This window comes from Arthrobacter sp. Soil762, from assembly GCF_001428335.1.
Lineage (GTDB): Bacteria > Actinomycetota > Actinomycetes > Actinomycetales > Micrococcaceae > Arthrobacter.
This window is the reverse complement of the sequence record NZ_LMSG01000020.1, coordinates 22727-39930: the sequence shown is the minus strand read 5'-3', so window position 1 is coordinate 39930 and position 17204 is coordinate 22727. Positions and strand designations below refer to the sequence as shown.

Annotated in this window: 20 protein-coding genes; 5 read left to right on the top strand and 15 right to left on the bottom strand. The window is 65.9% G+C overall.

Annotated elements, in window-relative coordinates:
• The first annotated feature begins 44 nt into the window (after window positions 1-44).
• Together ASG77_RS16375 and ASG77_RS16370 are read left to right on the top strand one after the other, a co-directional pair.
• Window positions 45-320: a type II toxin-antitoxin system Phd/YefM family antitoxin gene (locus tag ASG77_RS16375; protein WP_056347465.1), complete on the top strand. Its 276-nt coding sequence runs from the start codon at window positions 45-47 to the stop codon at window positions 318-320.
• Window positions 317-610 (top strand): type II toxin-antitoxin system RelE family toxin, encoded by a 294-nt coding sequence (locus ASG77_RS16370; protein WP_056347463.1) that lies wholly within the window; start codon window positions 317-319, stop codon window positions 608-610. Before ASG77_RS16375 ends, ASG77_RS16370 begins: the two co-directional genes overlap by 4 nt.
• A 45-nt stretch (window positions 611-655) precedes the next feature.
• Here the strand turns inward: ASG77_RS16370 and ASG77_RS16365 are convergent, their stop codons facing one another.
• Window positions 656-1873, bottom strand: coding sequence for a multidrug effflux MFS transporter (locus ASG77_RS16365; RefSeq protein ID WP_056347461.1), 1218 nt, complete (start codon window positions 1871-1873; stop codon window positions 656-658).
• A gap of 166 nt (window positions 1874-2039) precedes the next feature.
• Here ASG77_RS16365 and arfB point away from each other — a divergent pair, with 166 nt between their 5' ends.
• Window positions 2040-2462: an alternative ribosome rescue aminoacyl-tRNA hydrolase ArfB gene (gene arfB / locus ASG77_RS16360; protein WP_056347459.1), complete on the top strand. Its 423-nt coding sequence runs from the start codon at window positions 2040-2042 to the stop codon at window positions 2460-2462.
• 52 nt (window positions 2463-2514) lie between these two features.
• Here the strand turns inward: arfB and ASG77_RS16355 are convergent, their stop codons facing one another.
• The 13 genes from ASG77_RS16355 to ASG77_RS16295 all read right to left on the bottom strand — a co-directional run bounded on the left by ASG77_RS16355 (window position 2515) and on the right by ASG77_RS16295 (window position 15058).
• A complete protein-coding gene (locus tag ASG77_RS16355) occupies window positions 2515-3576 on the bottom strand; it encodes a HoxN/HupN/NixA family nickel/cobalt transporter (protein WP_056347457.1) in 1062 nt (353 codons plus the stop codon).
• Window positions 3577-4446 carry an urease accessory protein UreD gene (locus ASG77_RS16350; RefSeq protein WP_056347455.1) on the bottom strand — a complete coding sequence of 290 codons (870 nt, stop codon included), beginning with the start codon at window positions 4444-4446 and terminating at the stop codon, window positions 3577-3579.
• Entirely contained in the window at window positions 4443-5057 is a 615-nt protein-coding gene (gene ureG / locus ASG77_RS16345; protein ID WP_056347453.1) for an urease accessory protein UreG, read from the bottom strand. Before ureG ends, ASG77_RS16350 begins: the two co-directional genes overlap by 4 nt.
• Window positions 5058-5099: 42 nt before the next feature.
• A complete protein-coding gene (locus tag ASG77_RS16340; RefSeq protein ID WP_056347451.1) occupies window positions 5100-5810 on the bottom strand; it encodes an urease accessory protein UreF in 711 nt (236 codons plus the stop codon).
• Window positions 5791-6276, bottom strand: coding sequence for an urease accessory protein UreE (gene ureE / locus ASG77_RS16335; protein ID WP_056347449.1), 486 nt, complete (start codon window positions 6274-6276; stop codon window positions 5791-5793). The genes ASG77_RS16340 and ureE overlap by 20 nt, the downstream gene beginning before the upstream one ends.
• Window positions 6277-6300: 24 nt before the next feature.
• Window positions 6301-8013, bottom strand: a complete 1713-nt coding sequence (gene ureC / locus ASG77_RS16330) for an urease subunit alpha (RefSeq protein ID WP_056347447.1) — start codon at window positions 8011-8013, stop codon at window positions 6301-6303.
• Complete coding sequence (locus tag ASG77_RS16325) at window positions 8010-8357, bottom strand: urease subunit beta (protein ID WP_056347446.1); 348 nt, start codon at window positions 8355-8357, stop codon at window positions 8010-8012. Before ASG77_RS16325 ends, ureC begins: the two co-directional genes overlap by 4 nt.
• A 14-nt stretch (window positions 8358-8371) precedes the next feature.
• On the bottom strand, window positions 8372-8674 hold the full coding sequence (locus ASG77_RS16320; RefSeq protein ID WP_056347444.1) for an urease subunit gamma: 303 nt from the start codon (window positions 8672-8674) through the stop codon (window positions 8372-8374).
• A gap of 179 nt (window positions 8675-8853) precedes the next feature.
• Entirely contained in the window at window positions 8854-9240 is a 387-nt protein-coding gene (locus tag ASG77_RS16315) for a DUF1801 domain-containing protein (RefSeq protein WP_082576111.1), read from the bottom strand.
• Window positions 9241-9384: 144 nt separating this feature from the next.
• Window positions 9385-11160, bottom strand: coding sequence for an ATP-binding protein (locus ASG77_RS16310; protein WP_056347440.1), 1776 nt, complete (start codon window positions 11158-11160; stop codon window positions 9385-9387).
• 7 nt (window positions 11161-11167) lie between these two features.
• Window positions 11168-12868: a 5-oxoprolinase/urea amidolyase family protein gene (locus ASG77_RS16305; RefSeq protein WP_056347438.1), complete on the bottom strand. Its 1701-nt coding sequence runs from the start codon at window positions 12866-12868 to the stop codon at window positions 11168-11170.
• A gap of 19 nt (window positions 12869-12887) precedes the next feature.
• Complete coding sequence (locus ASG77_RS16300; protein WP_056347436.1) at window positions 12888-14240, bottom strand: MFS transporter; 1353 nt, start codon at window positions 14238-14240, stop codon at window positions 12888-12890.
• A 59-nt stretch (window positions 14241-14299) separates the two neighbouring features.
• Entirely contained in the window at window positions 14300-15058 is a 759-nt protein-coding gene (locus ASG77_RS16295) for a LamB/YcsF family protein (RefSeq protein WP_082576110.1), read from the bottom strand.
• A gap of 124 nt (window positions 15059-15182) precedes the next feature.
• Here ASG77_RS16295 and ASG77_RS16290 point away from each other — a divergent pair, with 124 nt between their 5' ends.
• Together ASG77_RS16290 and ASG77_RS16285 are read left to right on the top strand one after the other, a co-directional pair.
• A complete protein-coding gene (locus ASG77_RS16290; protein WP_442854253.1) occupies window positions 15183-15893 on the top strand; it encodes a GntR family transcriptional regulator in 711 nt (236 codons plus the stop codon).
• A 17-nt stretch (window positions 15894-15910) separates the two neighbouring features.
• The gene (locus ASG77_RS16285) at window positions 15911-16246 is read left to right on the top strand and encodes a hypothetical protein (protein ID WP_056347433.1); all 336 of its coding nucleotides are present in this window, start codon (window positions 15911-15913) and stop codon (window positions 16244-16246) included.
• A 92-nt stretch (window positions 16247-16338) separates the two neighbouring features.
• Here the strand turns inward: ASG77_RS16285 and ASG77_RS16280 are convergent, their stop codons facing one another.
• Window positions 16339-17088, bottom strand: coding sequence for a LysR substrate-binding domain-containing protein (locus ASG77_RS16280; RefSeq protein ID WP_056347431.1), 750 nt, complete (start codon window positions 17086-17088; stop codon window positions 16339-16341).
• Window positions 17089-17204: the final 116 nt, after the last annotated feature.

Below are 17204 nucleotides of genomic sequence, written 5' to 3'. Positions count from 1 at the left end.
AAGTCAGGCCATTAAATGGCCTGACTTCAGGCTATAATTACAGCATGAAGACCGTGCCCCTTAGTGAAGCCAAGGACAAGCTTTCCGCACTCGTGGAGGAGGCGGACAAGACGCATGAGATCATCCAGATCACCCGCCACGGGCACCCGTCAGCGGTGTTGATGTCCGCTGACGACCTCGAGTCACTCCAGGAAACCATCCACTGGCTATCGCAGCCGGACATCAGGACAGATTTGGAACAGGCCCGGCGCGACATCGAGGCAGGGAACACTGTCAGCGGCGATGACCTGCGCCGCGAGTTTGGGCTACCGCCGAGGTGACTGAGGAACCGTCGAACGAGCAGGGCCCCTGGAGAATCGAAGTCACCAGCCCCGCGCTGAAGGGGTTTCGTCGGCTGCCGGAGAAGGCTGCTGCCGCAATTGTCGAATTCGTTACTGGAGTTCTGGCCGACAATCCCCGCCGGCTCAGCAAGCCCCTCACAAGTGAACTCCTGGGCCTGCGCACCGCACGCCGCGGTGACTACCGCGTGTTGTTCACCCTCGATGTTGAAGAGCACACCTTATATGTCCACCGCATCGAGCACCGCGCGGACGTCTACAAGCCTCGCTGACGAATGCCCATAGATAGTGCGCGGGTGTTGTCCGGGTCAGCGAATTCAATGCGGACCACGCCGCCTCCTGACCAGGCCCAAGCAAAGGACGGCCGCTGCCGCGGAGACGGCCGCAACGATCCCGAACGGAACGGCGTCGTTGGCGCCGCCGATGCCCACCAAAGGGGCGGCGATCCCTCCGAAGGCGTACCGGGCCAGCCCCAGCAATGAGGAGGCCGTCCCGGCGATATCGGGATAATCCTTGAGTGCGAGCGAGGTGGCCGGCGGGCTGGTGACGGCCACGCCGCTGACCATCGTGAACAGGGCCAGGACGATGGCAATCAGCGGCAGGTGCAGGAGCGCCGTGGCCAGCAACCCCAGGGCGCCGGCCGCCGTCATGAGCAGGCCCACGGTGAGCGTTCCGCGTTCGGACCACCGTTCAGCGAGCCGGCCGGCGACGAATCCGAAGACCACAAAACCCAGTGAATTCAGGCCGAAAGCGAACGAGTATCCCTGCGGGGAGAGCCCGTACATGCCTTGGAGGATGTAGGTTGCCCCGCTCAAATAGGCGAAGACCGCAGAGTACGTGAAACCGGTGATCAGCACAGCTCCGACGAACACCGGGTCGGCAAGGAGCCGGCGGAAATCCTGCAGGGTGTGGGAGAGGCCTCCAGTCACCCGCCGGTTCGCGGGCAGGGTCTCCTGGAAGACCACCAATGACGCCAGCAGGACGGCGACCCCGACGGCTGCGAGGAACAGGAAGACTCCGCGCCAGTCGGTGACGGTGGCGAGTTGCCCGCCGATGACCGGGCCGATGATGGCGGCCAGTCCGCCGAGAACCGTGAGGCGGCCGTAGTAGCGGATCAGCTTGGCGCCCGAGTAGACGTCCCGCCCGGCGGCCTGCGCAATGACGATACCCACGGCTCCGGCCAGGCCCTGGACGAACCTCGCGACGATGAGCGTCTCGATGGTTGGGCTCAGCGCGCAGAGGACAGACGTCAGCGTGTAGGCAACGACGCCGATCAGCAGCGGCGTCCGCCGCCCGAGGCGGTCCGAGAGCGGCCCGGCCACTAATTGGCCGATGGCGAGGCCCAGCAGACACGCGGTGATGGTCAACTGGGCCACCGACGTCGTGCTTTGAAGCTCAGCGGTGAGGGCTGGGAGGACCGGAAGGTAGAGATCCATGGAGATAGGACCGAAGATGGTCAGCAGCCCGAGCACAATCGCCAGGGGCCGTCCCACCGCCTGCTCGCGTGCGGGAATCGTGGTTTCGACGGCGGTCACGCTGGCTCCGTTCTATGGGTAAGGGCAAAGACTGGGGTTCACGTTCAATACAATGCTGTCTTCCCGGTCCTAGCGAGGGCCCTGCCTATCAGGGGTCTGCCAGTACCTCCCTCCAGCCCCGAGCCTGAGGGCGTGGATCGCGCCCGGAGTGTGCAACGCTGGTTGCATGGATCTGGAGGTGTCGCCCGCGCTCACAATTCCCGCGTCGGAACTCCGCTGGCGGTTCTCGCGTTCGTCGGGGCCAGGTGGTCAGCACGTCAACACGACGGACAGCCGTGCGGAAGTCTCGTGGAGCATCGCCGGCTCCGCCGTGCTCACGGATGACCAGCGGCTGATGCTGCTCAGGCGGCTTGGACCACGCCTCGTCGCCGGGGTGATCACCGTGGCCTCCTCCGAGCAGCGCTCCCAGCTGCGCAACCGCGAGACCGCCCTGGCGAAGCTCGCCGAGCTTGTGGCGGAAGGCCTGGCACCCGAAGGCCCCCGCCGTCGGGCGACCAAACCCACTCGGGGTTCGAACCGCCGTCGCCTCGCCGCCAAGGAACAGCGCTCGGCGACGAAACGGCAACGGCAGCGGCCGTCCGCCGAATAGCGCGGCCCAGCCTTGCGCCGGCAGGACCCAGCGGCGATCCCGCCGTCGAGCCCTATCCCTGCGGGTTTCCGCCTGTTGTGGCTGAGGCGGCGTGGCCGGCGCGGCGCACCCAGGTATGCGCGCCCCAGATGAAGAGCAGCAGCGCTACCAGGACCAGCCCGGCGTGGCCAAGGTCCAGTTCGGCAAGGAAGGTGGTCACCGGGTCGGTAAGCCCGAGCATCGTGTGCAGTACGCCTGCGATGGTGATGACAGAGATGAACAGTGCAGAGGCTGCGGACACACCTGTGATGACCATGTTGAAACCGATACGGCGCTTGGGATCCACCACGGCGCGCCGGTACATCTTCATCATCGCGACGCCGTTCACCGTGTCGCACAGTGTCATCGCCGCCATGAAGCCGAAGGGCAGGGCCATCAGCGCGACCGGGGAGATGCCGGCGAGGGCGGCCGTCGCCGTGAGGAGCAGGAACGCGATGGTCGAGGCTGTGTCGAAGCCGAGGCCGAAAAGGAACCCCAGGACAAAAATGTCGCGCGGGCGGTTAACGCGGGAGAGCGGTTTGTCGAGCAGGCGGGCCACCAGCCCGGTCGGCGCCAACGCCTCGCGGTTGACTGTGGCGCCGTCCTTGACCCGGCGGTACAGCAAGGCAGTACGTCGGAACGCGGCGGCGTTGTAAACACCGATGGTCAGCAGGAACAAGCCCGAGACGGATGCCCCGGTAATGCTCAAAACCGTGTTCGCGGACGAGCCGTCATTAAGTGCGTCCTGAATGATGCCGGCACCGCTGACCACAAGTACCCCGGCAAGCACAACCACCATGCTGTGGCCCATGCTGAACGCGAAGCCCACGCTGACGGGGCTGCGGCCCTGGGCCGCGAAGCGGCGGGTGGAGTTGTCGATCGCCGCAATGTGGTCCCAGTCGTAGCTGTGCTTCACACCGGCCAGGTAAGCGGTGATGAGCAGGCCGAGCACCACAGGGTTGTGGTTTGTGCGCAGCGAATCGGCCAGCAGCGCGAGCATCACCACGTGGAGGGCCGCGACTGCCCCGAATGTGACCGCCAAGCGGCGGCCTGTCGGGAGGGCTTCCCGCTCGTGGTGGTTCAAGAGGGCTTTCATTTAGTACTTTCGAAGGTTGAGACGGGGCTGGCCGTGCCAGCGGCATCGCAGAAAATCGATTCCGGCCCGGATGACGGCGTCCAGCGGCTCGGTGGCGTGGGACAGGGCCCGGATGGCCAGGCCGCCGTCAAGCAGTGACATGCCCAGGTTGCAGCCCCCGGCAAGCGGCAGCAGCTCCTCATGCAGCTCGTTCAGCAGCGCGGCGTCCACGCGGGCATCCATGACCAGGAGGGAACCGACGTGCGTGTAGTCCTCGAGGAAGGCCATGCCGTCTATCGGGGCGGCACCGGTCAGCGGGCGGATCAGCAGGTTGTCGAGCACCGCCAGGCGCCCGTCGACCGAGATCTCGTTCCGCAGCCGGATTTCGTCGTAGCCGAACAGGGCGCCGTCCGGTGACCAGCCCGGCGTGACGATCTCGGCCATCACCAGCGAGGCGCTGCCGTGCATCTCAATCACGGTGGCTTGCCGGTAGGTCGCCCCGCGGTAGGCGATCAGCGGGTCGGGCACGGATTCCAGGCTCGCGTTGGGGCCGAGCCGGATGTGCGTCCGCTGTTCGGCGCGGGTCGCGGGAGTGCGGTAGACCTTCGTCGCTGACTGTGTTGTCAGCAGGAGCCGTGCCCCTGTTTCCACAGTGATGTCGATTTCATACTCGTCGCCACCGACGTACCCGCCCCCGGGATTGACCACCACGTAGCAGACCTGGCTGGTGTCGTCGAGGTAGTGCGGCCGCAGGATACGCAGAGCGCCCTGGTGGTACTGGCTCGTGGCGATGCAGCGGTCGCCCCGCACACCCACGGTGAGGGCGAGCGTACCGGCGAGTTCGACGGCGGCGCGGCGCACCGGGACTTCGGGCGCCGACGCACCCGTCACTGGCGGAGATCAAGCATGAGCACGTCGCGCCTGATCCAGTTGATGACGTGCTCCAGGCCTTCGTCGGTCTTGAGATTGGTGAAACAGTAGGGCTTGTTGCCGCGGAACTCGAGAGTGTCCGCCTCCATCACGGAGAGGTCAGCACCCACATACGGGGCAAGGTCCATTTTGTTGATGATGAAGAAGTCGGACTTGATCATGCCCTGGCCGGCCTTGCGCGGGATTTTTTCGCCCTGCGCCACGTCGATGATGTAGATCGAGAAGTCCACAAGCTCCGGGCTGAACGTGGCCGAAAGGTTGTCTCCCCCGCTTTCGATGAAGACGACTTCGAGGCCGGGGTGGCGCAGCCGCAGCTCCTCCACAGCGGCCGAGTTCATCGACGTGTCCTCCCGGATGGCCGTGTGCGGGCAGCCGCCGGTTTCGATGCCGATGATGCGGTCCAGTGGAAGGATCCCGTTGGCCGCGAGGATCTTGGCGTCCTCGATGGTGTAGATGTCGTTGGTGATCGCGGCCATCGAAATCTCGGCGCTGAGGTGGCGGGTCAGGCGTTCCACGAGCTGGGTCTTGCCTGCGCCGACAGGACCGCCGACGCCGATTTTGATGAGTTTCATGGTGCTCCTTGCTACGTATTGGATGCGGCCAACCGCGGACTGCTACGACATAAACATGCGGACGCGCTGGCGTTCGTGGCGCATCTGGGCGATTTCGAGGCCCGGGGCCGTGATCCCGAAGTCGTCGGCATCGAGTGCCTGGATCCGGCGGACGGCATCCATGATCCTGGGATGCGTTCCCAGCAACACACGCTGACCGGCGTCCTGCCCGATGGGGATGGCCCGGATGGCGTTTTGGGTCAGTGACGTGACCGCCGTGAAGAGGTAGCTCGCGAGCAATTCCTCCAGCGGAACGCCCAGCTGCCGGCCGGCAACGCCGAACGCTACCGCCGGGTGCCCGGCGCAACGCCCGGATCCGACGTCGGCCGCGTAGCCCGCGAGCCGCGCACCTGGCGCCACCGTACCGGCGATGGCCAGCATCCGTGCGCCCATCTTGGTCCCCGCCTCGCGGACCTCACGGGGCAGCGCCGCCGCGGCGATCATCCGGTCGACCCGGGCAATATCGTCAACCGAGGACGCCTCGTAGGCCAGGCGCAGGGCGAACCCGTCACTGTAGGTCAGCTGGATGCCCACAAACTGGCTCAGCCAGCTGGCGAAGCCCGCTTCGCCGTCGATGAGCCCGCGTTCCAGGAACGTCTCCATTCCGAAGGAATGGCTGAACCCGCCCGTGGGGAGCGCGGAGTCAGAAAGCTGCAACAGCGGCAGCAGGTACGACGGCGGCTCGTTCACGCGCTCAGTGGGTGTGTTCGGCATGGCGGAACGGCACAGGCACCACACGTTCCTGGCGCGAGTACGGCACACCAACGTGGATCAGGTAGTCCTCGATCGTGTGGTCGTACTGCACCACCATCACCTCGGCGGCATATTCACTGTCGGCGTCGAAGAACTGCGCCTGCATGTGCCGATTGCCGAGGTTGTGCGCCACGACCCCCATTTCACGGATGCTGCGCGCGGCAATAACAAGGACGTCGGTTGCCAGCGCAGTCACCACGATGACTGTTTTGTCGTCGCGGAACAGGATGTCGCCGTCGCGGAGATCGCGCACCGGGCCCGCGGCATCGCTGAGCCGGATGCCCAGCTCACGGCCGTGGTCGGTGGTCACCCGCTGGATTTTCTTGACGAGTTCCGCGCTCGGCAGCAGAACCTGTTCCTCGTGGAGGCCGGCCAGCTCGCCGTCGCGGAGATCGTGCCGGTTGGCGATGACGTGGTCGATGATCATATATGCCCCCTTAGGGATATGTGTCTAAAAGAGGAAGTAGCGCTGCGCCATGGGCAGCACCGTCGAGGGCTCCGCCGTGATCGGATCGCCGTCGACAGTCACCGAGTACGTTTCCGGGTCAACGGCGATATCCGGCGTCTCGCCGTTGTGCTTCATATCTGCCTTGGTGAGGGTACGGATACCGCTCACCGGCCGGATCACGCGGCGCAGGCCCAACTGATCGGGGACTCCGGAGGCAATGGCGGCCTGGGAAAGAAACGTGATCGATGAGGCATGTACCGCGGTGCCGAGTGCCCCGAAGTTGCCGCGCAGGACGCGTGGCTGCGGGGTGGTGATCGAGGCGTTGGGATCTCCCATAACGCTCATGACCGCCTGCCCGCCTTTGAGCACGAGCTCGGGCTTGACGCCGAAGAACATCGGGTCCCAGAGCACGAGGTCGGCAAATTTGCCCTCCTCGATGCTTCCGACCGAGTCCGCGATGCCGTGGGCGATCGCCGGGTTGATCGTGTATTTGGCCACGTAGCGCTTGAGCCGGAAGTTATCGCCAACCGCGGGATCGCCGTCGAGCTTTCCGCGTTGGCGCTTCATGGCGTCCGCTACCTGCCAGGTCCGCAGGACCACCTCGCCGACCCGGCCCATGGCCTGGGAGTCGGAGCTGGTGATGGAAAAGATGCCCATGTCATGCAGCACGTCCTCCGCCGCGATGGTCTCCTTGCGGATCCGCGAATCGGCGAAGGCCACATCCTCGGGGATGTCCGGACTCAGGTGGTGGCAAACCATCAGCATGTCGAGGTGTTCGTCGATGGTGTTGACCGTGTACGGCAGGGTGGGATTGGTCGACGCCGGGAGGACGTTGGGCAGCGCCGCGATCTTGATGATGTCCGGAGCGTGCCCGCCGCCGGCACCTTCGGTGTGGAACGTGTGGATGACGCGGCCGCCGATGGCCCGGATGGTGTCTTCGACGAAGCCGCACTCGTTGAGGGTGTCGGAGTGGATGGCCACCTGCACGTCATACTCATCGGCCACCCGCAGGGACATGTCGATCGAGGACGTGGTGGCGCCCCAGTCTTCGTGCACCTTCAGCCCGATGGCGCCGGCCCGGATCTGCTCCGCGAGTGGCTCGATGGCACTGGCATGGCCCTTGCCGAGCAGGCCGATGTTGATCGGCAGGTTCTCCACGGCCTGAAGCATGCGTGAAATGTGCCAGGCGCCCGGCGTGACGGTGGTGGCTTTGCTCGCCTCGCTCGGTCCGGTGCCGCCACCGATCATGGTGGTGACCCCTGACGCCAGCGCCACGGGCACCTGATCGGGGCTCACGAAGTGCACGTGCGTGTCAATGCCGCCTGCGGTGAGGATCTTGCCCTCGCCCGCGATGATGTCGGTGGCAACGCCGATGGTGATGGTCACGCCCCGGGAAATCTGGGGGTTGCCGGCCTTGCCGATTTTGAAGATGTGTCCGTCGCGCAGAGCCACATCGGCTTTGTAGATGCCGGTGTAGTCGAGCACGATCACGTTCGTGATCACGGTGTCCGGGATGTCGTCGTCCCGGACCAGCTGCCCGTTCTGGCCCATACCGTCGCGGATGACCTTGCCGCCGCCAAACACCACCTCTTCACCGTAGTTGGTGTGATCGTGCTCAATCTCGAGGAAAAGATCGGTATCCGCCAGGCGAACGGCGTCGCCCGTGGTGGGGCCGTAGAGGTCCGAGTACTGTTTGCGGCTCAGCTCAAAACTCATTTTGTGTCGTCCTGCAGGGAGATCAGGCCGCGGCTCGGCTCGAGCGGGCCGTTGATGCGGTCCCGGAACCCGTAGACCGCTCGCTCGCCCGAGAGCGCGAGCAGGTTGACTGTTTTGGCATCGCCGGGCTCGAAACGCACCGCAGTACCCGCCGGGATGTCCAGCCGGAAGCCGTGGGCCGCGTCCCTGTCAAACTCGAGGGCATCGTTCACCTCGAAGAAATGATAGTGGGACCCCACCTGGATGGGGCGGTCACCGCGATTGATCACGGCGAGGGCGAGCGGAATGAGGCCCGCATTGCATGTGATGGGCTCCGGGCGGAGGATGTATTCGCCGGGTTTCATGGGTTCTCCTTCGCCTAGCGAATGGGGTTGTGCACGGTGACGAGCTTGGTGCCGTCCGGGAACGTCGCCTCGACCTGGACGTCATGGATCATGTCGGCGACCCCTTCCATGACATCTTCCCTGGTCAGGATGGTGGTGCCATAGCTCATGAGGTCGGCGACCCGGCGTCCGTCGCGGGCGCCCTCCACCAGCTCATAGGTAAGAATCGCGACGGATTCCGGATGGTTGAGCTTAAGTCCGCGTTTCTGCCGCCGTCGTGCAAGATCGGCAGCAACCACAATCATCAGTTTTTCGCTTTCGCGTGGCGTTAGATGCATAAAAGCCTCCTAATCATTCGCGATAAATCGCGAGCTCCCACTCGTTATCTACAACCGGCCTAAGAAGCGACCGGGAGGCCCGTGGATGACTGAAGACTATCAGAATCATGCCAGGTCACCGCCAGCCAAAGCCGTCGAATCGCGCACTCACTGCCGGTATGCGCAGGTCAACCAGCAGGTCAGGCTCGAACCCACTCCCGCACCAGCGCCACGAATTCCGCCTGCCGGGCTGCCGCTAACTCCGCGCTTGGAAAAATCACCTGGCCGCGGTCCTGCCCGATCATTTCCAACACCCCGCTCCATTTCGCGGCATCAAAATGGAAGTCATCCTCGATGGTCTTTGCACCGCGGTGAAAAATCAGCTGCACTTGATGAAGCGGCCGCAAGTTGAAGGTGACCCGGTCAACAGAATTGAAGCAGAAGCTCGGCGCCTTCCACTTAATGTGCTCCGTGATGGCGTCATCCGCGTCCAGGATAGCCAGCCGAAGGCGCTCAATCACAGGCTTCAACGGGTGGTCCAATGATTCAAGAAACGAATCAACCACCGGGTTTCGATTTAGTGTCATGAAGCATAGTCAAACACCTTCGTCGTCCGTCCCCACCGGCCGTTTCAATTGAGCTGGGCAAGAAACTCGACAAGCCAGGAAAGGTCCGGCCGGGTGCGAACACCGGCCGGACCTTTTCGCTGGAGCCAGGCATGCCCGAACGGCTCAGCCGATCAGCGCCAGCACGGCTCCTGCGTTCACCACGCCGCCGGCTTCTGCGCGGATCCCGGTCAGCATTCCGGGACGGTGGGCGGTCACCTGGGTCTCCATTTTCATCGCCTCAAGCACGACGACGGCGTCCCCCGTCGACACTTCGGCGCCCGGCTCCACGAGCCACTTGACCACGGTCCCGGCCATGTCTGCCCGCAGCTCGCCGGGATCAGCGGCACCTGCCGCAGCACCGCCGTCGGCAGTGCCATCCAAACCAGTCCCGTCAAGGGAGACACCCGCCGGAACGGCGGCACCGGAGCGCGCCCAGCCATCCAGCAGGTCAGCGGGCAGGCCGACGGCGAGGCGCCGGCCGTCGACGTCGACGGTAATGGTGCGCCGCTCACCGTCCGGAACGGACGTGCCGAACTCCGGATCCGCCGCGATGGAATCCGCGAAGTCCGTTTCAATCCAGCGCGTGTGGATGCCAAGCGCGGTCTCGGACGTGAAGTCCGGCGCCTGGACCACGGCACGGTGGAACGGCAGGACGGTGGCCACGCCGGTGATCTCCATTTCGGCGAGGGCCCGGCGGGCCCGGCGGAGCGCCTGCTGGCGGTCGGCGCCGGTGACGATCAGCTTGGCCAGCAACGAATCGAACTGCGGCGCCACGATGGAGCCGGAGCGGACCCCGGAGTCCAGGCGGATGCCCGGTCCCGTCGGGCCGCTGAAGGTGGCGATGGTTCCGGGCGACGGCAGGAATCCCCGGCCCACGTCCTCCGCGTTGAGCCGGAATTCGAAGGAGTGGCCGCGCGGTGTGGGATCGGCGGTGAAGCGAAGCGGCTCGCCGGCGGCGATCCGTAACTGCTCCTGGACCAGGTCCACACCGGTGGTCTCCTCGGTGATGGGGTGCTCCACCTGCAGGCGTGTGTTCACCTCGAGGAACGCGACGGTGCCGTCGGCGGCCACGAGGAACTCCACGGTCCCGGCCCCCGAATAGGAGGCTTCGCGGCACACTGCCTTGGCGGCGTCGTAAATCTGCTGGGTCTGTTCTTCGGTCAGGAAGGGTGCGGGGGCCTCTTCCACCAGTTTCTGGTGCCTCCGCTGCAGCGAGCAGTCGCGGGTGCCCACCACCACCACGTTGCCGTGCTGGTCCGCCAGGACCTGCGCCTCCACGTGCCGGGGCCGGTCCAGGTACCGCTCCACAAAGCACTCGCCGCGGCCGAAGGCCACCACCGCTTCGCGGACCGCGGAATCGAAGGACTCCTCGATCTGGTCCATCTCGCGAACCACTTTCAGCCCGCGTCCGCCGCCGCCGAAGGCCGCTTTGATGGCGATCGGCAGGCCGTGCTCCTCGGCAAACTTACGGACCTCCGCGGCCGAATCCACCGGACCGTCGGTGCCGGCCACCAAGGGGGCGCCGGCACGGACGGCGATCTCGCGCGCCGTGATTTTGTTGCCGAGCTGCCGGATCGCCTCCGGGCTAGGCCCGATCCAGGTCAGGCCGGCGTCCAGGACCGCCTGCGCAAAGCCGGCATTCTCGGACAGGAAGCCGTATCCCGGGTGCACCGCGTCCGCCCCGGACTCCGCGGCCACGCGCAGCAGGTTGGGGATATCCAGGTAGGTTTCCGACGGTGCGTTGCCGCCCAGGCTGTAGGCCTCGGTGGCGGCGCCCACGTGCATGGCGTCGGCATCAACGTCCGCATAGACAGCCACGGACTCCAGTCCGGCGTCCTCGCAGGCGCGGGCGATGCGGACGGCGATTTCTCCGCGGTTGGCGATCAGGACCTTGCGCATCAGTTGCTCACTTTGTCTGGGAAATGTCATGGGAAGAATGGGAAAAGCCGGTGGGCAGCCGGTATCCGGGAGCCCAGCGGAACCGGATGGACCCGCCGATGGGAACCTGGGCGGCCAGGTCCAGCTGGTGGTCAACCACCACGCCGATCACGGGGTAGCCGCCGGTGATGGGGTGGTCGGCCAGAAAGAGGACCGGCTGTCCTTCCGGCGGGATCTGCAGCGCGCCGGCCATGGTTCCCTCGCTGGGCAGTTCACCGTCACGGCTTCGGCTCAGCGGCTGGCCGTCCAGGCGCATGCCCACGCGGTTCGAGCGGGGCGTCACGGCCCACTCCTGGGCACAGAGGGATTCCAATGCTGCGGCGTCGAACCAGTCCTCGCGGGGTCCGGGAACGATGTCCAGGACCGTGACGCCGGTGTCCGGGAAGTCGGGCTGCAGTTCGGGGTTGCCCACCACGTTGGAGGACGTGGCGGCGCCGGCTCCCAGCAGTTGCCCGGCGGCCAGCGGTGCAGGCCCGATCCCGGACATGGTGTCCGTGGACCGGCTCCCCAGCACCGCATCGACTGCTGCGCCGCCGCGGATGGCCAGGTAGCTGCGGAAGCCGCGCTCGGGCGCTCCGATGGTCAGGATCTCGCCGTCCAGCAGGGCAAACGCCGTGGCCATGGGCACCTCGCGCACCTGCTCGGACTGGTCACCTTCGTCTTCCGGTGCGTCCGGGTCGGGGACGTCCGACGGCGTCACCACAGTCAGTGCCGACGGCGCGCCGGCCACAGCCAGCACCTGGTCCCCAACGGCCTGCACGCGCAGCCCGCCGGCAACGGATTCGACGACGGCGGCCGAGGGGTCGTTGCCCACGATCCGGTTGGCGCGGCGCAGCGAAGAACGGTCCAGGGCCCCGGCCGAGGACACTCCGAGCCCGGCGTGACCGGGGCGGCCGAGGTCCTGGATGAGGCTCTGCAGTCCCGGCGACAGGATCAGCAGACCGGATTGGACGTCCGGTTCCTGGGCAGCAAGGGCGGCGGCATCCACGGCAGCAACCAGCGGCTCCGCGACTTCAATGAGCTCGCGTACCGCGCTGAACTGCACGCGGTCACCGGGTGCCGCCAGGGCTGGCTGCTCCCGGCTGAGGTCCCACATGTGGGCCGCGGTGCGGCCGATCAGCTGCCAGCCGCCCGGGGACTTCCGCGGGTACACGGCCGAATAGTTGCCGGCCAGGGCCACGGAACCTGCGGGGACGGAGGTCCGGGGCGAACTCCGGCGCGGGACTTCAAGTACCTGGTTTTCCCCCACCATGTAGCTGAAGCCCGGCGCGAAGCCGCCGAATGCGACGGTCCAGACCTGCCCGGTGTGGGCGGCGATGACGCCGTCGGTGCCCAGCCCGGTGAGCCGGCCCACTTCGGCGAGGTCGTCGCCGTCGTACACGGTCTCAATCTGCACCAGTTTGCCTTCGGCGTGGGATTGGACCGTCAGGTCCATCTCCAGCAGCCGGGCCGCCATCCGGCGGGCGGCAGCGGGTGAATCCGCCTTGACCATCACGGTTTCGGCGGCGGCCAGGACGTCCACCTGGCCGGGCAGCGGCCGCTCCAGGAGGAGGGACTGCAGTGCCAGGACGTCGTGGAGCCCGGAGAGTTCGGCGAGCACCGCCGTCGTACCTACCGGCCTGACGGCGAGGACGCGGGCCGCGGCAATGGGCTTGCTGACTGTTTCCATGGGGATCAGGCCGCGCCGCTCAGGCGCGGCGCTCCTGCGCGTCGTCGCGGTGCAGCAGGCGGAGGTCCTCTTCCGGCTGCGGGTCGCGGCCGAGGCGCATGCCCACGATCGTGATGATGGCCGTCAGGAGGATGTACCCGGCGATCAGGTACCAGCCGCCGGACGCTGCGCCGTAAAGGGCGGTGAAGATCAACGGAGCCACAGCGCCGCCGATGACGCCGGCAAGGGTGTAGGCCAGGGAGCTGCCGGCGTAGCGGAGACGGGCCGGGAACTGCTCGGTGATGAATGCTGCCTGCGGGCCGTACATAAAGGCGTGCAGGGCAAGGCCGATCACCACGCCGATGATCAGCATCACCACGGACTTGCCCGCGATCATCAGGAAGAACAGGGGAATGTAGACCGCAGTGGCAGCAGCGGCAATGCCGTAAACCCAGCGGCGGTTGAACCGGTCGGTCAGGGCGCCGGCGAGCGGGATCAGGAAGAGCTGGAACGCGGAGCCGATCAGGATGGCGGCCAACACGTTGCCGGTGGTCATGCCCAGTTCCTTGGTGGCGTAGACGGCCACAAAAACGGTGAAGAGCGCGTAGAGCACGTCCGGGCAGACGCGGGACAGGGCGGCGGAGATCAGCGCGCGGGGCTGGGTGGTGAAGACTTCCTTGATCGGTGCCTTCGGCTGGTCGCCGAGGGCCGCGATGGCCTTGAAGACCGGGGTTTCCTCAAGCTTGAGGCGAATGATCAGGCCGAAGACCACCAGCAGTGCCGAGGCCAGGAAGGCTACGCGCCAGCCCCATGACAGGAACGCTTCGGTGCTCAGCGAGGCTGCCAGGATGGCAAGTACGCCGTTGGCCATGAGGTTGCCGGCGGGCGGGCCGATCTGGGCTGCGGAGGACCAGAAACCACGCTTGTTGGGGTCGCCGAATTCGCTGGACAGCAGCACAGCGCCGCCCCATTCACCGCCGACGCCGATGCCCTGGGCCAGGCGCAGGAGCACCAGGATGATGGGGGCCCAGATCCCGATTGCGGAGTAGTCAGGCAGCGCACCGATGAGGACGGTGGCGACGCCGATCAGGACCAAGGTGAAGACCAGGACGTACTTGCGGCCCACCTTATCGCCGAGCCGGCCGAACACGATGCCGCCAATGGGGCGGGCGAGGTAGCCCACCGCGAAGGCGGAGAAGGACAGCAGGAGGCCCACGAATTCATCGTCCGAAGGGAAGAATATCTTGGGGAAAACGAGGGCTGAGGCCACCGAGTAGATGGCGAAGTCGTAGTACTCAAGCGAGGTGCCGGTGAGGCTGGCGACATAGGCCTTGAGCGCGCCGGGCGGCGGCTTCCTTGCCGCGGCCTTTGCTGCCTTGTTTGTGCTGGTCATGGTTTCCTCCGGGGGGATGAGGGATGGTGCGGGGGCCTGTTTGCGGCCATGGGATGGGGCTAGAGGAACGAGCCGATGCTGACACCGGCGTCTCCGAGAGCGGACTTCACTGCAGTGGCCATCGCTAGGGCCCCGGGTGAGTCACCATGCACGCAGATGCTTTCTGCGCGGATTTTGAGGACGGAACCGTCGATTGCGCGGACTGCGGATTCAGTGGCCATCCGCAGGACATGTTCCGCCACTTGTTCCGGATCCTCAAGGACTGCTCCCGGGAGGGAGCGCGACACCAGGGTGCCGTCCGGGTTGTAGGCGCGGTCCGCGAACGCTTCGGTCACTGCGCGCAGTCCGGCTGCTTCGGCAAGCCGCAGGACTTCCGACCCGGGGAGGCCGAGGATCGGTAGGTTGGGGTCAACCGATTTCACGGCATTAACGACGGCCTGGGCCTGCGCTGTGTGCGTCACGATGGCGTTGTACAGTCCGCCGTGCGGCTTCACGTACCGGACTTTCGTTCCCTCGGCAGCGGCCAGCGCCTGCAGGGCACCGATCTGGTAGACCACGTCGTCGGCCAGTTCCGTGGGGCTGATGTCCATAAAACGGCGTCCGAAACCGGCAAGGTCCCGGTAGCCGACGTGGGCACCGATGACAACGCCGGCTCCTGCTGCCTCGCGGCAGGTCCTGCGGATGACGCTGGGATCGCCGGCATGGAATCCGCAGGCCACGTTCGCGCTCGAAACCGAGCCGAACATGGCCAGGTCATCGCCGAGGCTCCAACGGCCGAAGGACTCGCCGACGTCGCTGTTCAGGTCAATCGTTGCCATTTGTGATCCCCGTCTCATGGAGTGGTCCTACTAGGATGCACTAAATTTACAGATTGTTCAACAATCCTTCGATTCAACAATGTGACGATCGTGTAAATTCTCGAGTATGGCCTCTTCAGAACCGATCGTCCCCTCTTCCCGCGTTGCGGCGAATCACGCGGCGACGCGGACCGCCGCAGGCCGCCTGCGGGTGGCCGTTCCGTCAGTGGCGGACCGGGTGGCGGATGAACTCCGCCTGCAGTTGGCGGAGGGCGCGCTGCTTCCCGGCACACGGCTCACCGAATCCACCATCGCGGAGGACCTGGGCGTCTCCCGCAACACGGTACGTGAGGCCTTCGTTGAACTTGCCAGCGAACGCCTGGTGGTCCGTCATCCCAACCGCGGCGTCTTTGTGGCAAGCCTGGAGGCGGGCGATATCCACGACGTATATACGGTCCGCCGCGCCATCGAGGTTAGCGCCATGCGAGCAGGAGGTAGCCCGGAAAATGTGGCCGCCGTCCGGGCCGCCGTTGAGGAAGGCAAACGCGCGGCGGCAGCCGGTGACGATGAAGCCCTGGGCACCGCCAACCAGCACTTCCACGGTGCCATTGTGGCCATGGCCGGAAGCCCGCGGCTGAACAGCATCATGGGCCAGGTGCTGGCCGAGATGCGCCTGTTTTTCCACAAGGCCACGGTGGACGCGCAGTTTTACCATCACTATCTGAAGGACAACGAGACGATCTGCCTGGCCCTGGAATCCGGGGAACTTGACCGTGCGGCTGACCTTCTGCAGGCGTATCTGGACCGCTCCGAAGACAACCTGAGCGAAGTGCACGGCGAAGCCGGAACAGACTGAGCCGGTAGGCTGAACTGATGAAACGCCGCCTTGCTGCCCTGTCCGCCGTCCCCCTGATGCTCCTGCTCTCCGCCTGCGGATCGGTTCAGGAAGTCGCTGAAAACACCGCAAACGATGCCGCCTCCAAGGTGGCCACCGCAGCCTCGGACGAGGTCAAGAAGCAGGTCTGCACCGTGGTGGAGGACGGCCTGGTCAGCGTTCAGGACAAGGCGTTGCTGGGCGGGCTGGTGTCCGCAGCGGACGCTGCCGGGGTCCCCACTGAAATTACGACGCCGCTGGGCCAGATCGCCGAGGCCGGAGACCAGGTGCCGACTGAGTCAGTCGACGCACTGACGGAAGCCTGCTCGGCTTAGTTCCGCCGGTTCCTGTTAGAGCAACGCGGGGTCACTTCCGGCCCGATATCCAGGGATTATTGGGCAGGGAGTGACCCCGCGTTCCTCACAAGCTAGCGCTTCCCCTTTTTCCGCGAGCCCTTGCCGCGGCCCTTGTCCGGATTCGGCGCGTAACGCTGGGCCACCTTCGGTTTCTTGACCGCGGGGCCGCGCCGGTCCGGCTTCGGTTCCTTCTTGGGCTTCTCCTGCTGGGCCGAGGGCTGCCGGGAGCTCGCCGCGGTGCGGCCGCGGACAATCCCGATAAACTCCTCAATGATGTCGTCCGAGGAGTCGCTGGGCCAGGCAAGCGCGATCTCTGTGACCGGGGCACCCGTCAGCTTACGGGCCACGGTGTCTTTGACGTTGAAGTGCCTGGCCACGGACATCGGAAGGATCACCAGGCCCGCACCGGACGCCACCACCTGCATGGCCGCTTCCGGGCCACCCATTTCGGCGACGTCCAGGAAAGTCTCTGCCGACAGGTCGGCCAGGGCCACTTCCTCAAACACCGAAATCTCGTGCCCCTTGGGCGCCACCACCACGGGCTGCTCCTCATACAGGGGGATCACGTTGAGGCCTTCCCGCTCCACCGGAAGCCGGACAAAGCTGAGGTCCGCGGAACCGTCGCCTAATACGGAAAGCTGGGCGCCGTCGTCGGACATAAACGACTCCAGCGGGATGTCCAGCACGCGCTCTTCCCAGCGGCGGATCCACTTGCCCGGGGTTACGCCGGCCACATAGGCGAAGCGGAGCACACGGGGCGCCTCCTGCTCCGGCGATTCGTCGGGGCTGGTGTTCTGCGGGGATTCATTGTCTGCGGGCACGTCTTCACAGTACCGCCCGCGCGGCCCCGCGATGCCGGGCCTGGGGCGGCGTTGACTCAGGACTGGTACCGAGGTGGTGCTGTATTGGTGCCTTTCAGGCAGGCAGCCGGATACCC

Bases quoted from the DNA above. Each gene is read 5' to 3' on its own strand.
- ureE (WP_056347449.1), bottom strand. From the start codon at position 6,276: ATGATCATCGACCACGTCATCGCCAACCGGCACGATCTCCGCGACGGC.
- ureG (WP_056347453.1), bottom strand. From the start codon at position 5,057: ATGAAACTCATCAAAATCGGCGTCGGCGGTCCTGTCGGCGCAGGCAAG.
- ASG77_RS16295 (WP_082576110.1), bottom strand. From the start codon at position 15,058: ATGGCAACGATTGACCTGAACAGCGACGTCGGCGAGTCCTTCGGCCGT.
- ureC (WP_056347447.1), bottom strand. From the start codon at position 8,013: ATGAGTTTTGAGCTGAGCCGCAAACAGTACTCGGACCTCTACGGCCCC.
- ASG77_RS16310 (WP_056347440.1), bottom strand. From the start codon at position 11,160: ATGCGCAAGGTCCTGATCGCCAACCGCGGAGAAATCGCCGTCCGCATC.
- ASG77_RS16320 (WP_056347444.1), bottom strand. From the start codon at position 8,674: ATGCATCTAACGCCACGCGAAAGCGAAAAACTGATGATTGTGGTTGCT.
- ASG77_RS16355 (WP_056347457.1), bottom strand. From the start codon at position 3,576: ATGAAAGCCCTCTTGAACCACCACGAGCGGGAAGCCCTCCCGACAGGC.
- ASG77_RS16285 (WP_056347433.1), top strand. From the start codon at position 15,911: ATGAAACGCCGCCTTGCTGCCCTGTCCGCCGTCCCCCTGATGCTCCTG.
- ASG77_RS16340 (WP_056347451.1), bottom strand. From the start codon at position 5,810: ATGCCGAACACACCCACTGAGCGCGTGAACGAGCCGCCGTCGTACCTG.
- ASG77_RS16325 (WP_056347446.1), bottom strand. From the start codon at position 8,357: ATGAAACCCGGCGAATACATCCTCCGCCCGGAGCCCATCACATGCAAT.
- ASG77_RS16375 (WP_056347465.1), top strand. From the start codon at position 45: ATGAAGACCGTGCCCCTTAGTGAAGCCAAGGACAAGCTTTCCGCACTC.
- ASG77_RS16315 (WP_082576111.1), bottom strand. From the start codon at position 9,240: ATGACACTAAATCGAAACCCGGTGGTTGATTCGTTTCTTGAATCATTG.
- ASG77_RS16300 (WP_056347436.1), bottom strand. From the start codon at position 14,240: ATGACCAGCACAAACAAGGCAGCAAAGGCCGCGGCAAGGAAGCCGCCG.
- arfB (WP_056347459.1), top strand. From the start codon at position 2,040: ATGGATCTGGAGGTGTCGCCCGCGCTCACAATTCCCGCGTCGGAACTC.
- ASG77_RS16305 (WP_056347438.1), bottom strand. From the start codon at position 12,868: ATGGAAACAGTCAGCAAGCCCATTGCCGCGGCCCGCGTCCTCGCCGTC.